This is a genomic window from Streptomyces sp. NRRL F-5122 (assembly GCF_001507435.1).
Classification (GTDB): domain Bacteria; phylum Actinomycetota; class Actinomycetes; order Streptomycetales; family Streptomycetaceae; genus Streptomyces; species Streptomyces lannensis.
Genome location: NZ_LMWH01000116.1, coordinates 1 through 14,446, shown reverse-complemented (window position 1 = coordinate 14,446; position 14,446 = coordinate 1). Strand labels below are relative to the sequence as shown.

The window sequence follows — 14,446 nt, the reverse complement described above, 5'->3', positions numbered from 1 at the left end:
GATGGCCGCCGCTGTGCCGTCCGAGCAGCGGATGGCGAACCAGATCGCCGCGAACCTGCGGCATGTGCCCGGTGACGAGGCCGCGGAGGCGATCGCGGGCCACATCCGCCGGTTCTGGGACCCGCGGATGCGTGCCCGGCTGCTGGAGCTGGTGGAGACCGGGGCGGACGGCCTGGATCCCGTGGTCGTCGCCGCCGCGGGGCTGCTGACCCGGTCGCGGGAGGCCCCCGCGGGCTGACCGGCGGGCGCCTCCGGCACACGACTTCGCCTCACCCCCCTTCATGTCGAAGGGGGGTGAGGCGAAGTCGTGTGCCGGGAGCCCGAACGCTCAGGCGGCCGCGACGCCGTCCAGGCCGCGGCTGGTGACCAGCCGGACCCGTCCGTCGCCGAGGTGGTAGGAGAGGCCCACGACGGCTGCGTCCCCGCCGACGAGGGCGGGTGAGCGGTTCTGCAGCAGATCCACGGTGTGCCTTATGTGCTCGTCCACGATGTCGGCCTCCTCGCTCAGCCCCGCAGCGCGCGCGGTCAGCACGCTGGGCGTGACGCGCTCGACGACGTCGCGGACGTATCCGGACGGGGCCAGGCCCTCCGCGAGAGCCGTGCGCGCCGCGCGGATCGCACCGCACGCGTCGTGCCCGAGCACGACGACGAGAGGGCAGCCCAGCTGTCCCGCTCCGTACTCGATGCTGCCGAGCACCTCGGGACCGAGCACATGTCCTGCGGTACGCACGACGAAGAGGTCGCCCAGCCCGCGGTCGAAGATGATCTCCGCGGCCAGTCGTGAGTCGGAGCATCCGAAAACCACGGCGAACGGATGCTGACCGGGTGCCAGGGCGGCGCGGCGTGCGGCGTCCTGGTTGGGGTGCTGCGGATCTCCGGCGACGAAGCGCTGATTGCCCGTCAACAGGATGTCGAGGGCCTGGGCTGCGGAGGGCGTCTGGTTGTGGGCCATGGAATCAGGATGCGTAGACTCCATACAGTATGCAATACCTGTGCAGCGGTGGTTCACATGCAGCGGGCAGCCGACCGCGCACCCCAACTCGACCGACCCCGCCGGCGGTGCCAGGACCAAGGAGCGGATGCGTCCGGCCGGGGCCGAGGACGCGCCCCGCGGCACCCCCACGCCCCGGACGCCCTTCTGCGGCACCCCGCGGCCCCGTGCGCCCTGCTGCGGCGGCGGGACGCCTCTCACCGGAACGCCGACGAGGTCCGGGACTGCCCGCTGTCGCACCGCCCGGAACGCGGGCAGGGAGGCGCGCTCAGCTCCATCGGAGTGGCCTCCATGTGCACCCGGCCCAGGTGGTAGGCGCCCCTCCGGCCCCGCGGCTGACGCGGGAGTCGCACCGAGAGACGGAGGAGGAGGCGAGGGCCGGCCGCCCCGCGGTCAGCCCAGCGGCCGGGCACCGTCGCGTCCGGCCGCTCCGGGCGTTCCGTACGCCAGCGTCACCCCGGGCCCCGGGCGCGTCACGGGGAGCTCCACCACGACGCACCACCCTGCGGCGTCGCGCCGTATCTCCATCCGCGCCGCGAGCGCGTCGATGATCGCCAGGCCACGGCCGTGCTCGTCGGGGTCGGCGTCCTGGCATGGACGAGCGGGCCGGCGGCCGCCGCCGTGATCATGCGCCCGCACCCGCAGGAAGTCCGGCCCCAGGTCCAGGCGCAGCGTCAGCCGCCGATGGCCGTGCTCGGCGGCATTGGCCGCCAGCTCGTCGACGACGAGGACGGCCGTGTATCTGTCGTCCGCACGGAGGTCCCAGCGGCGGAGCAGCGCCTCGGCGATGTGCCGCGCACTGCGCACCGACGCCGGCCGGGCAGGCATGACGAGCAACGCATGCCGGGCGGAGTCCGGCTGTGCGGCGGCCACCGGGCCGTGCGCCACCGCTCCCTCGCGGTCCGGAGTCCCGCTCTGGACGTGATCCCACATGTTGCCACCAGAAGGATTGAATACCGTATACAGTATTCTACTCCCCCGTCCGGGCTACCGGGAACCCACAACGGAAAGCCGGCCCTGACCGATGGCCGGGGCCGGCTCCGTGGTGCGGACAGGACGTCCGCTCTCGCGTCATTCACCCTGTCCGCGGATGGACGGACCGCTTCAGATGACGACCTGCTTCTCGCGCATCGCGGCGATGGCGCCGGCGTCGTAGCCCAGCGCGCCGAGGACGTCGTCGGTGTGCTCACCGAGCAGCGGGGCACCCTTGATGTCCGGCTTGAACCCGGAGAACTTGATCGGGCTGCCGACGGTCAGATACGTCCCGCGGCCCTTCTGCTCGACCTCCACCACGGTGCCGCTGCGGCGCAGCGCCTCGTCCTCGGCGAGCTCCTTCATGCTCATCACCGGGGCGCAGGGCACCTCCCACTTGCGCAGGATGTCGACCGCCTCGTACTTCGTCTTGTCGGCGAGCCACTTCTCGATCTCCTCGAAGATCTCGAAGATGCGGGACTGCCGGGCCTTGGCGGTCGAGTAGTCCGGGTCCTCGGCCCACTCGGGGCGGCCGATGGCCTCGGCGGTCCGCTTCCAGTTCTGCTCCTGGACCGTGAAGTAGATGTACGCGTTGGGGTCGGTCTCCCAGCCCTTGCACTTGAGCACCCAGCCGGGCTGGCCACCGCCGCCGGCGTTGCCGCCCCGGGGCACGGCCTGACCGAACTCGCCGTTCGGGTACTGGGGGTACTCCTCCAGGTAGCCGACCCGGTCCAGGCGCTGCTGGTCACGCAGCTTGACCCGGGACAGGTTGAGCACGGCGTCCTGCATGGACACCGCCACCTTCTGGCCCCTGCCGGTCCGGTCGCGGTCGATCAGCGCCGTCAGAAGACCGATCAGCAGGTGCATGCCCGTGTTGCTGTCGCCGAGGGCGGCTCCGCTGACGGTCGGCGGCCCGTCCCAGAAGCCGGTCGTCGAGGCGGCACCGCCGGCGCACTGGGCCACGTTCTCGTAGACCTTCAGGTCGTTCCACGGCGAGTCCTCGTTGAACCCCTTGACGGAGCCGAAGATCAGCCGCGGATTCCACTCCTGGAGGGTCTCCCAGTCCAGGCCCATGCGGTCCATGGCACCCGGTGCGAAGTTCTCCACCAGGATGTCGGCCTCACGGATCAGCTTCTCCATGACCTCCCGTCCCTCGGGGGACTTGGTGTTGATGGCCAGGGAGCGCTTGTTGCTGTTCAGCATGGTGAAGTACAGCGCGTCGGCGTCGGGGATGTCGCGCAGCTGGTTGCGCGTCACGTCGCCGCCGGTGGTGCGCTCGACCTTGAGGACGTCGGCTCCGAACCAGGCGAGCATCTGTGTGCAGGCCGGTCCGGCCTGCACTCCGGTGAAGTCGATGACCTTAATCCCGGAGAGCGGCAGTTCAGTCATATTGGTTTCTCTCTCGTGAATCGTCTCGGTGCGGAATGTGCGAGGGCCGGGACGTGGTTCAGCGTGGGACGCTGATGCCCTTGGGGTTGAGGTGCGCGATGTTGCCGCTCTCCGTGCCGTCCGTCGGATCGATCACGCAGTCGATCAGTGCCGGACCGCCCGCGGCCAGTGCCTCGCGAAGGGTGGTGGCGACCTCGTCGGGCGTCGTCGCCTGGTAGCCCGCGCCACCGAACGCCTTGATCATGAGGTCGTGACGGGCCTTCAGCGCGGTCGGTGCCGGATCGTCGGAGGGGGAGGCGTCGTCGCCCCGGTAGACGCCGCTGTTGTTCAGGACGACGGTGACGATGGGCAGGTTGTAGCGGCAGACCGTCTCGATCTCCATGCCGCTGAACCCGAACGCGCTGTCGCCCTCGATGGCGACGACCGGGCCGCCGGTCTCGACGGCGGCGGCGATGGCGTAGCCCATGCCGATGCCCATGACGCCCCAGGTGCCACTGTCCAGGCGGTGGCGCGGCACCTGCATGCCGATCGTGTTGCGGGCCAGGTCGAGCGCGTTGGCACCCTCGTTGACGACGTAGGCGCCGGGGTTCTCCTGCAGCACGTCGCGGATGGCCTGGAGCGCGCCGAGGAACTTCATCGGGTGCGCCGTGGCGGCGGCCTTCAGGCGACCGGACATCTTGGCGACGTTCTGCGCGGAGCGGGCGGTGAGTTCCTCGCGCCACGGTGCCGGGGCCGTGATCCGGCCCGGCTTGCTGCGCTCGACGAGGGCCTCCATCACGGAGCCGACGTCCCCGACCAGCGGAGCGGCGATGGGCTGGTTGCTGTCCATCTCCGTGGCGGCGATGTCGACCTGGACGAACTTGGCGTCCGGGTTCCACTGGGGCGCGTCGCCGTGACCGAGCAGCCAGTTCAGACGGGCGCCGACCAGCATGACGACGTCCGCCCGGCGCAGCGCGAGAGACCTGGCCGTCGACGCCGACTGCGGATGGTCGTCGGGCAGCAGGCCCTTCGCCATCGACATGGGCAGGTAGGGAATGCCGGTGGACTCGACGAACTCCCGGATCAGGTCGTCCGCCTGGGCGTACGCGGCGCCCTTTCCGAGCACCAGCAGGGGCCTCTCGGCGCCGGCGAGGAGTTCGATCGCCCGGTCCACGGCCTCCGGCTGAGGCAGTTGGCGCGGCGCCGGGTCGACGAGCCGCCACAGCGACGCGGCGCCCTTCTCGGCGTCGAGGACCTCACCCAGCACCGCGGCCGGGATGTCCAGGTAGACCCCGCCGGGGCGGCCGGAGATCGCGGTGCGGATCGCGCGGGCGAGGCCACGGCCGATGTCCTCGGCCCGGTGCACTCGGTAGGCGGCCTTGACGAACGGCTTGGCGGCCGCGAGCTGGTCCATCTCCTCGTAGTCGCCGCGCTGGAGATCGACGAGGTGCCGCTCGCTCGACCCGGAGATCTGCACCATCGGGAAGCAGTTGGTGGTGGCGTTGGCGAGCGCCACGAGTCCGTTGAGGAAGCCCGGCGCCGACACCGTGAGGCAGATGCCCGGCTTCTGCGTGAGGAAGCCGGCCGCCGCCGCCGCGTGGCCGGCGTCGCTCTCGTGCCGGAAACCGATGTAGCGGATGCCCGAGGCCTGCGCGAGACGGGCCAGGTCGGTGATCGGGATACCGACGACCCCGTAGATGGTCTCGACACCGTTGAGCTTGAGTGCGTCGACGACCAGATGGATCCCGTCGGTCAGGGCGGCCGGTTGATCGGCGCCCTCCACGCCCGTGTCCTGTACGACAGCGTCCGTCATGGTCCGGATCCTCCCTAGCGGGTCGCCCAGTTCGTCTTCCGTGTTTCACCATCCGCGCCATGGGGCCGGCGCGTCCAAGATCTTTTGCCAACCAGCTGATTTACCGCGTTTATCGAAGCGAGCGGGATCGGCCGCTTGCGCGGGATGCGCTCGCGGCCCCCGGCCGGAGCACCTCGTAAGAGGCCTCTCCGCCCCGGGACGGCCCCCGTCAGCCCGTTCCCCTGGCGTCCACGAGCTGCTTGCCGCGGGGGCCTTCGGCCGCGTCGGGTCCGGCGGCCGGGTCGGGGCGCTCGGACACGAAGACCTCGTCGAGCGACAGCCCCGCGACCACGTTGAGGAACGCCCGGGCCACCACCGATCCGGGCGTGGCCGCATGGATCGCCACCGAGATCTGCGCCCTGGCGTTCGGCTCGACCAGCCGGACGGCCCGGGTCCCCCCGGTCACCGGCATGGCGCTGAGCCAGGTGTGCGGGACGACGCTCGCCCATGCCCCCGTGGAGACATGGGCGCACAGGGAGGCGACCGAGTCCGTCTCGACCTGCGGGGTCGCCGTGACGCCCGAGCTCTCGAAGGCGTTGTCGATGAACTGGCGGAACCGCATGTCCGGGGTCAGCAGCGCCAACGGGAGCTGGGCGGCCTCGGCCCAGGTGATGGTGGGGGCCGGGGGCACCAGCTGCTCGCCGGACACCAGCAGCACGTACTGCTCCTCGTACAGCGGCAGCATCTCCAGGCCTTCCCGGTCGTCAGGGCCGAAGTGGGCAATGGCGGCGTCCAGTTCGAAATCGCGGAGCTGGCGCACCAGCTCGGCGGAGGACAGCCGCGAGCACACCTTCACCCTGGCCAGCGGATGCATCGCACAGAAGGCGGCCACCGGGAGCCCCGTGGTGGTCGACACCGTGGGGCCCGTGCCCAGCCGGAGCGTGCCGGTGACGCCGGACTGCATGACCGCCACCTCGGACTTGAACGCGTCGTGCTCGGCGAGGATCCGCTTGGCCCAGACGACGAGCCGTTCGCCCTCGGGGGTGAGTCCCTCGAAGTTCCGCCCCCGGTTGATCAGCGTGACGTTGAGCTCCCGCTCCAGCTTCGCGATGGCGATCGACAGGGCCGGCTGCGAGACGTAGCAGGCATCGGCCGCCCGCGCGAAGTGCTTCTCCCTGGCGACCGCCACGAAGTACTCGAGCTGCCGGAACAACATGAGCGGCTCTCCTTCACCTCGAGCGATATTGTATGCAGTATTCCTTATTCACGAAGCGGACGCCATACTGGCGACGACGTCGATCCGGAGAAGGTGGCGCGCCCGCCGCACGCACAGGAGAGCGGTCCTCGGGGCGCGCCCCGGAAGGAGGAAACCGCCGTGGACGAGAACAACGCGGCCGTCGGGAACGGTGCCCCGCCCGAGCAGGGCGGCCACGGCACCGGGCGCGTCGGCGAGCCGGAAGGCTGGCTGGCCCAGGCGATCGTGCGTGAGTCCTCCGAGGCCATCGTGGTGGCAGATCCGGAGGGGATCATCCAGGTCTGGAACGGCGGAGCGGAACGGATGTTCGGTCACACGGCGGACGAGGCGGTGGGCCGCAGCCTCGACCTGATCATCCCGGAGAAGCTGCGGGAACGGCACGGCAAGGGCTATCGGCACACGATGGCCACCGGTCTGACCCGGTACGGGGACACACTCCTCGGCGTGCCCGCCACCCACCGGGACGGCCACCGCCTGTCGATCGAGTTCTCGGTGGCGCTGCTGCGCGACACGACCGGCCGGATCGCCGGGATCTCCGCGATCATGCGTGAGGTCACGGAGCGGCGCACCACGGAGAAGGAGCTGCGCACGCGACTGGCCCACCTCGAGCGGCAGCTCTCCCAGACGTCCCCCGCCTGAGCGCACGCCCGACGGGCTGCGTCCGGCGCGTCACACACCGCGGCCGGTCGCCGCGTCATGCACCGCGGCTCGCCGGCGGTTCGGGGCCGGGCGCCACGGGGCCAGGCCGTACGTGGCCGGCCCCGGACGGGCGTCCGCGGCACCGGCCGCCCGTCCGCGGTGCCGTATCAGCCGGATCCGGCGTTGCTCGGCGGATAGGACGGACGCCTCGGCACCGGCGGCCCGAGGGACGGAAGCGGCGGCAGTGCGGCCTTCTCCACCCACGCCGTGAACACGTCGTCCAGCGGCCGGCTCGCGAACCGCGCGACGTGCGTGGTGAAGGCGCCGGTCGTCACCACCCCGCCCCGGTGCACGCCCGCCCAGCCGCGCAGCATCCGGTGGAACGCCTCCTCGCCCATGGCGCAGCGCAGTGCATGCAGCACGAGCCCACCGCGTTCGTAGAGACGGTCGTCGAACATCCGCTTGCGGCCCGGGTCGGACAGCCGCAGATCCTGCGGCAGCAAGGACAGCTTCCGGTGCGCCACCGCGGCCAGCTGGGCGGCCGTGGAACCCCCGGACCGCTCCGACCACAGCCATTCCGCGTACTTCGCGAAGCCCTCGTTGAGCCATATGTGCCGCCAGTCGGCGACGGACACGCTGTTGCCGAACCACTGATGCGCCAGCTCGTGCGCCACCAGCCGCTCCGAGCCCCTTGCCCCGTCCACATGGTTGGCTCCGAACAGCGACAGACCCTGGGCCTCGACCGGGACGTCGAGCTCCTCCTCCGTCACCACGACCGCGTACTCGCCGAACGGGTACGGGCCGAAGAGCTCCTGGAACAGCTCCATCATGGCGGGCTGGCGCGCGAAGTCCCTGGAGAACTGGGGCAGCAGACGCGCGGGGACATGCCCGTACTGCGGCACGCCCGCGTCACCCGCATCGCCGAGGAGCACCGTCTGGTACCTGCCGATCGACAGCCCGACCAGATAGCTGGAGGTGGGGGCCGGCTGTTCGTAGACCCACGTGGTCGTGGACGCCTTCGTCGTACGCGTCAGCAGACGCCCGCCCGCGACCACCGAGTACGTCGACGGGGTGGTGACCGATATGTGGTACGACGCCTTGTCCGCCGGGCGGTCGTTGCACGGGTACCACGAGGGCGCCCCGACGGGCTGGCTCGCCACCAGCGCCCCGTCCTCCAGCTCCTCCCAGCCGATCTCGCCCCACGGGCTGCTGACCGGCTTCGGATTGCCCGACCAGTGCACCTCGACGGTGAACGCGGCACCCGCCCGGACCGGCTTCTGCGGACGGATCCGCAGTCTGCCGCCGCGGTGCACATAGTGCGGCGCCCGCCCGTCGACCCTGATCCGGCCGATCCGGAAGTCGGCCAGGTTCAGCTGGAACTCGGTGAGCGGAGCCCGGCCCGCTATGGCGTTGAGCCGGGCCGTCCCGGCGAGCCGGTTGGGGCCGGGCCGGTAGTCCAGCGTGAGCTCGTAGCGGTGCACCCGGTACCGGGGATCGCCGTTGTCGGGGAAGTACGGGTCCGCTTCCACCTTCTGCTGACCGCTCACTGCTGCGTCTGCTCCCTGCGCCGTGCTCGTACCTCGTGCCGGTGTCCCGATTTCCGGCCCCTGACGAGTCACGCCGCGCGCCTCCGGGGACGCCATGCCTCGATCGGGTTGCCCAGCCAGCGGGTGTCGTCGGGCACCGACTCCGCCGCCATCACGAGCGAGGCGGGACCCAGTGTGGTGCGGGCACCGACCGTGCTGCCGGGCAGGACGATTCCGCCAGGACCCAGCGTCGCGCCCTCACGGAGGACCACAGTATCCGTCCTCAAGATCCGGTCGTGGAAGAGGTGGGTCTGCAGTACGCAGCCCCGATTGACCGTCGCCCCGTCCTCCAGCGTCACGAGGTCCGTCTCCGGAAGCCAGTAGCTCTCCACCCACACGCCCCGGCCGATCCGGGCGCCGAGTGCACGCAGCCACAGCGTCATCAACGGTGTGCCCGGAACGGACCCGGCCAGCCATGGTACGGCCACCACCTCGACGAAGGTGTCCGCCAGCTCGTTGCGCCACACGAACGAGCTCCACAGCGGGTGCTCCCCGGTACGGTGCCGGCCCACCAGCAGCCACTTCGCCACCACGGACACCGCACCGGCCGCCGTCCCCGCGCCCAGGAGCACCAGCCCGCACAGCAGCCACACCCACCCGCCGAGCGCGCTGAGCGCCGCCACGGTCAGCACCGCGAGCCACGCCGAGCAGAACACGGGCACGATGCGGCACAGCTCCACCAGCCCGCGCGCCCAGAGCAGCCGGGCCGGCGGGTCGTAGGTGCGGCTCTGGTCGCCGCCGGACACCGCGCGCGGAAGCTTCACCGGAGGCAGTCCCAGGTAGGAGGTGCCCTTCTTCGCCTTCTTCGGTGTCGCCGACAGCACACCGACCAGTCCGCCGTCGGGCACGCTCCGGCCCGGCGCGGTCATCCCGGAGTTCCCGAGGAACGCCCGCCGCCCGATCTCCGCGCGCCCGATGTGGATCCAGCCCCCACCCAGCTCGTACGGCGCGGTCAGCGTGTCGTCGGCCAGGAACGCTCCCTCACCGACCGTGGTCAGACTCGGCAGGGCGAGAACGGTCGACACCTCGGCGCCCCGCCCGATCCGCATCCCGAGAAGCCGCAGCCACACGGGGGTGACCAGACCGGCGTAGAGCGGGAACAGGGTCTCGCGCGAGCGGTCCATCAGCTGGGTGACCGTCCAGGCCTGCCAGCCGATCCGGCTGTGCGTCGGGTGCGTGCCCTCGCGCAGACCGAGGCTCATCAGCCGTACGGCGATCAGGAGCAGCAGCGCGTACATCAGCCCGAACGCCAGCGTCGCGGGAACCAGGGCCTCGGCCGCCCCCCGCAGTGCCCGACCGAGCCCGGCGGCCGGATCGACGAACATGTGCGCCACCAGGAGCGCGGCCGCGGCGGCCGGCACCGGCAGCAGCGTCAGCGCGAAGCCGGTGACGCCGTACATCGCCCGCCACCACGGGCCGCGCTGCGGTCGTTCGTCGGGCCAGTTGCGCTTGGCCCTGCCGAGTTTGACGGCGGGGGCGCCCGCCCAGCGCTGTCCGGTCGGGACCTGACCGGCGACGGCCGAGCCGGGCGCGACCTCGGCCCGCTTGCCGACTCGTGCTCCCGGGAAGAGCATGCTGCGGGTGCCGACCACGGCGTGCGCGCCCACCTTCACCTGACCGATCTCCAGCAGGTCGCCGTCCAGCCAGTGACCGGAAAGGTCCACCTCGGACTCCACGGCCGCGGACCGGCCCAGTTTGAGCATGCCGGTCACCGGCGGCAGGGAGTGCAGGTCGACATCGGCGCCGACCTTGGCCCCCAGCGCCCGGGCGTACCGCTCCAGCCAGGAGCCCGTCAGCGAGGACGCCCCGCTGAACTCCGCGAGCCGCTCCGCCGTCCACAGCCGCAGATGGACGCTGCCGCCCCGCGGGTACTGCCCGGGTTTGACGCCCCGCAGCAGCAGCCGTGCCCCGCCCGCGGCCACGGCGAGCCGCCCCGGCGGGGTGAAGAACAGCACCGCCCCCGCGGCCACGGCCCACCAGGAGGTGCTCGGTGCCCACGGATACGCACCGAACCAGTGCAGAGCGTTGCCGAGCGCGGCCAGCGCCACGGTCCAGCGCAGCCCCAGCACCGTGAACAGGGGAACCAGCAGGAGGAGTTGCACGACCCGGGTCCGCGCCGGGACCGGCACGACCACGCGCTGCGCACCGTCGTCCTGCGCCGACTCCTCCAGATGGCGGGCCAGCTTGCGCAGCGTCGGCTGCTGGTAGATGTCGAGGACGGCCGCGCTGGGATAGCGGGTGCGCAGCCGGGTGGTGAGCTGAGCTGCGGCCAGGCTGCCACCGCCGATCGCGAAGAAGTCGTCCGAGGCGTCCGCCACCGGGATACCGAGGACCTCGGTCCACTGCTCGGCGAGCCAGGCCTCGGTGCCGTACAGCTCCGCAGCGGGCTGCTCCAGGCCTTCCAGCGGCCAGGGCAGGGCGTTGCGGTCGACCTTGCCGGATGTGCGGGTGGGCAGATCGTCGACGGGTGCGAGCAGCGGTACCAGGGCGGCGGGCAGTTCGGCGCGCAGCTTCTCGACGGCGACCGTGCGGTCCCATCCCTCCTGGGTGACGACGTAGCCGACCAGGAGCTGGTTCCCGCTGCGGGCGGTCCGCACGGCCGCGGCCGCGCCGGCCACGCCCGGCAGGGCCTGCAGCGCGGCGTCCACCTCACCGAGTTCGATGCGCCGCCCGCCGAGCTTGATCTGCTCGTCGGCGCGCCCCAGGAAGATCAGCCCCTCGGGCTCGGCACGGACGAGGTCACCGCTGCGGTAGGCACGCTCCCAGCCGAGGGACTCGAGGGGCGCGTACTTCTCCGCGTCCTTCTCGGCGTCGAGATACCGGGCGAGCCCGACCCCGCCGATCACCAGCTGACCGCTGTCGCCCATCGCCACCGGCTGCCCGGCGTCGTCCACGACGGCCAGTTCCCAGCCGTTCAGCGGCAGCCCGATCCGGATCGGCTCCTCGCCGGTGAGCAGCGACGCACAGGCGACGACGGTCGCCTCGGTCGGCCCGTAGGTGTTCCAGACCTCGCGGCCCTCGGTGACGAGCCGCTGCGCGAGCTCGGGCGGGCAGGCCTCGCCGCCGAAGATCAGCAGGCGGACGTCGTTCAGGGTCTCGGGCTCCCAGAGCGCGGCGAGGGTCGGCACGGTGGAGACGACGGTGATCTCCTGCTCGACCAGCCAGGGACCGAGATCGGCGCCGCTGCGCACCTGCGACCGCGGTACGGGCACCAGGCACGCCCCGTACCGCCAGGCCAGCCACATCTCCTCACAGGAGGCGTCGAAGGCCACGGAGAGACCCGCCATGACCCGGTCGCCGGGCCCGATCGGCTCCTCCTTCAGGAAGAGGGCCGCCTCCGCGTCCACGAACGCCGCGGCGCTGCGGTGACTGACGGCGACGCCCTTGGGCTTCCCGGTGGAGCCGGAGGTGAAGATGATCCAGGCGTCGTGCTCGACGCCCGGCCGGGCGTCGAGGGCATCGGAGGGTTCGGCGACGGTCAGCCGGTGCCCGGTGCCGATCACGGCGCGCACCTGCGCCTCGCCGAACACCAGCTCGGCCCGCTCGTCCGGGTCCTCGGCGTCCACGGGGACGTAGGCGGCTCCCGCCGCGAGGACGGCGAGGATCGCCACGTACAGATCGTTGGTCCCGGACGGAACACGGACGCCGACCCGGTCGCCGAGGCCGACTCCGGCATGCGCGAGGCGCCGTCTGAGGGACTCGACCTCGAGGGCCAGGTCACGGTAGGTCAGGCAACGCCGGCCGTCGTCGAGGGCCGGCTCGTCGGGATGCCCCCGTACCGAGGCGTCGAGGATGTCCACGAGCGTCCGCGGCGAGGCGGCGGGAGCGGCGGAGAGGAGCGCACGGTCACCGAACTCGGCGCGCATCCGCTCCTCGGACGGCGCGAGTGCGGGGCCTTGCTGGAGGGCTGCCATCGGGTCCTCACGTCTCGTTCCCGGAGCGTTCCGGGGCGCTGGTGGGCCCGCAGGTATGCCTGGGGATCTTCCGGTCCAGCTCCGAACAAGCGGACAATCCTAGTACGGCGCCGGACACGGACCGTACCGACGGGCCGCCGGAACGGAGTTCAGGGGTGTCTCGAACCTGTGATTCCGGCACGCTGACATGGGGATGCGTCACCATGACGAGATATGCCCCACACCAGGGCGCAACACGGCGCAGGAGCCCATCCGGGCTGCACGACGGGGCACTTGGCGTCTCCGTCGCGGGCGCGGAACGGCGCAGAGTTGCGGTCGGTCACCATGGGAAGCCTGGCCTCGCTACGTCCGACGGGGGCTCCCATCGTTCCGTATCCTTCCCGTTCGCGCCTCTTGTGACGGCCGAGAGCGGTATGCAACGTGAGGGTGATTCAAACCCTTCAGGGGTACCGAGCCGAAAATGCCCTTTCTGTGGCCACGACGGAAAATCCGCGAATCAGTGATATCCGTCACATCGATCCGGGAACTAACCAACCTGAATAGTAGAGGTCGCTCTGATGACATACGGGATTTGTCCGTCTTGGCGGCGGTGCAGCACATCCGGGATTCGAGGACTTCTTCCCTCTCGGCGATATCGCCTGTTCGCACTTGCGTAAGGCTTCTGACTGGGCGACAGGAACGTCACAGGCCCCCGCAGCAGGGGCCGGCGCGGCCGCTCTCCCTTTGCAAGGGCCATCCGTACCTACGAAGCAAAGTAGTACCAAGGCTCTTTGCGCGCCCTGTGAGCCCGTACTGAGAATGACGGCCGCAGGGCATCGCCGTGGTTCAGGGGTGGGTCCGCAAAAAGCCAGCCGCACAGGGAGCGCTCGGCGATTACCGAGTGAGGTCACGCATGGGGAAGCACCGCAAGAAGAGCCGTCGGAACATAGTCATCGCCGCTGTCGCCGTGGGGGCCGTGGGCGTGCCGTCCGCCGCCGTGGCCTGTGCGAACTGGAGGGACAGCGCAGGGCACCCGTCGTACGCCGCCGCGAAGCTGGAGACCAAGCATCGGCGCAACGACGCCGACCGGTACTACAGCTGGAACGCGGACGGGCACAGCACACCCACTGTGGCGGCATCGAGCACCCCCGCCCCCTCCGCGAGCACGCGGAAGGCCACCTCGCCGTCGACTCCCGCGAAGACCGCCGGTCCCCGGCTCAGGACCGCCGCACCGCGGCTCACCCCGAAGACCCCCGTTTCCCCCTCCGCCTCCGCGCCCGCCACACCGCGGAGCACGCCGGGCACACCGACGGCCACCGCCTCGGCGCCCGCGGCCGACGCTCCTGCGGCCGGAGACGTCGCACGCGTGGTGGAGCTGGTCAACGCCGAGCGGGCCAAGGTGGGTTGCTCACCGCTGACCGTCAACGCGAAGCTGACGAAGGCCGCGCAGGCGCACAGCGAGGACATGGCGGCCCACGCGAACATGTCGCACACCGGGTCGGACGGGTCCGCCCCGGGCGACCGCATCACCCGTGCCGGATACGACTGGAGCGCCTACGGGGAGAACGTCGCCTACGGCTACGCCACCCCCGAGGCGGTCATGGCCGGCTGGATGTCCAGCCCGGGTCACAAGGCCAACATCCTCGACTGCGGGTTCAAGGAGATCGGCGTCGGTCTCGCGCAGCCCAACGACTACTGGACCCAGGACTTCGGAGCAGCCAAGTAGCGCTGCGGGCCACTGCCGTGGCTCGCCGCCCGATCGGGCGGCCACGCATGACGGCGTGACCGCCCGATCGGCGCTCGGGTCCATGCGTGTGCTCCGGCGACCGCGGAGCCGACGACCGGCGGACGGCTAGGGTGCGGTGCGCCTGGTCTTCCCTGTGGGGCCGGGCGTGCCCGTGTTCCAGTCCAGGCGCAGCACGGCGAGGTCGTCGGTGTGCCGGTCCGCGT

The 14,446-nt window shown here is 71.3% G+C and carries 10 protein-coding genes; 3 read left to right on the top strand and 7 right to left on the bottom strand.

Annotation, left to right across the window (positions count from 1 at the left end):
* Position 1: 1 nt before the first annotated feature.
* Positions 2-238 (top strand): formate dehydrogenase subunit delta, encoded by a 237-nt coding sequence (locus ADL25_RS13165; RefSeq protein ID WP_059127887.1) that lies wholly within the window; start codon positions 2-4, stop codon positions 236-238.
* A 90-nt stretch (positions 239-328) separates the two neighbouring features.
* Here ADL25_RS13165 and ADL25_RS13160 read toward each other — a convergent pair whose 3' ends face one another.
* The 5 genes from ADL25_RS13160 to ADL25_RS13135 all read right to left on the bottom strand — a co-directional run bounded on the left by ADL25_RS13160 (position 329) and on the right by ADL25_RS13135 (position 6,339).
* A complete protein-coding gene (locus ADL25_RS13160) occupies positions 329-952 on the bottom strand; it encodes a carbonic anhydrase (protein WP_059127886.1) in 624 nt (207 codons plus the stop codon).
* Between the two features lie 432 nt (positions 953-1,384).
* The gene (locus tag ADL25_RS13150) at positions 1,385-1,924 is read right to left on the bottom strand and encodes an ATP-binding protein (protein WP_059127884.1); all 540 of its coding nucleotides are present in this window, start codon (positions 1,922-1,924) and stop codon (positions 1,385-1,387) included.
* 171 nt (positions 1,925-2,095) lie between these two features.
* Positions 2,096-3,352 carry a formyl-CoA transferase gene (gene frc / locus ADL25_RS13145; RefSeq protein ID WP_059127883.1) on the bottom strand — a complete coding sequence of 419 codons (1,257 nt, stop codon included), beginning with the start codon at positions 3,350-3,352 and terminating at the stop codon, positions 2,096-2,098.
* 58 nt (positions 3,353-3,410) lie between these two features.
* Positions 3,411-5,144 (bottom strand): oxalyl-CoA decarboxylase, encoded by a 1,734-nt coding sequence (oxc, locus tag ADL25_RS13140; protein ID WP_059127882.1) that lies wholly within the window; start codon positions 5,142-5,144, stop codon positions 3,411-3,413.
* Between the two features lie 208 nt (positions 5,145-5,352).
* A complete protein-coding gene (locus ADL25_RS13135; protein WP_059127881.1) occupies positions 5,353-6,339 on the bottom strand; it encodes a LysR family transcriptional regulator in 987 nt (328 codons plus the stop codon).
* 159 nt (positions 6,340-6,498) lie between these two features.
* On the opposite strand from ADL25_RS13135, the gene ADL25_RS13130 reads away from it, so the two are divergent.
* Positions 6,499-7,017 carry a PAS domain-containing protein gene (locus ADL25_RS13130; protein WP_107116591.1) on the top strand — a complete coding sequence of 173 codons (519 nt, stop codon included), beginning with the start codon at positions 6,499-6,501 and terminating at the stop codon, positions 7,015-7,017.
* Between the two features lie 167 nt (positions 7,018-7,184).
* On the opposite strand, the gene ADL25_RS13125 is transcribed toward ADL25_RS13130, so the two are convergent.
* Positions 7,185-8,564 (bottom strand): M1 family metallopeptidase, encoded by a 1,380-nt coding sequence (locus ADL25_RS13125; RefSeq protein ID WP_059127880.1) that lies wholly within the window; start codon positions 8,562-8,564, stop codon positions 7,185-7,187.
* 68 nt (positions 8,565-8,632) lie between these two features.
* Entirely contained in the window at positions 8,633-12,517 is a 3,885-nt protein-coding gene (locus ADL25_RS13120) for a Pls/PosA family non-ribosomal peptide synthetase (RefSeq protein ID WP_059127879.1), read from the bottom strand.
* A gap of 892 nt (positions 12,518-13,409) precedes the next feature.
* Here ADL25_RS13120 and ADL25_RS13115 point away from each other — a divergent pair.
* A complete protein-coding gene (locus tag ADL25_RS13115) occupies positions 13,410-14,222 on the top strand; it encodes a CAP domain-containing protein (RefSeq protein WP_059127878.1) in 813 nt (270 codons plus the stop codon).
* Positions 14,223-14,446 lie beyond the last annotated feature (224 nt).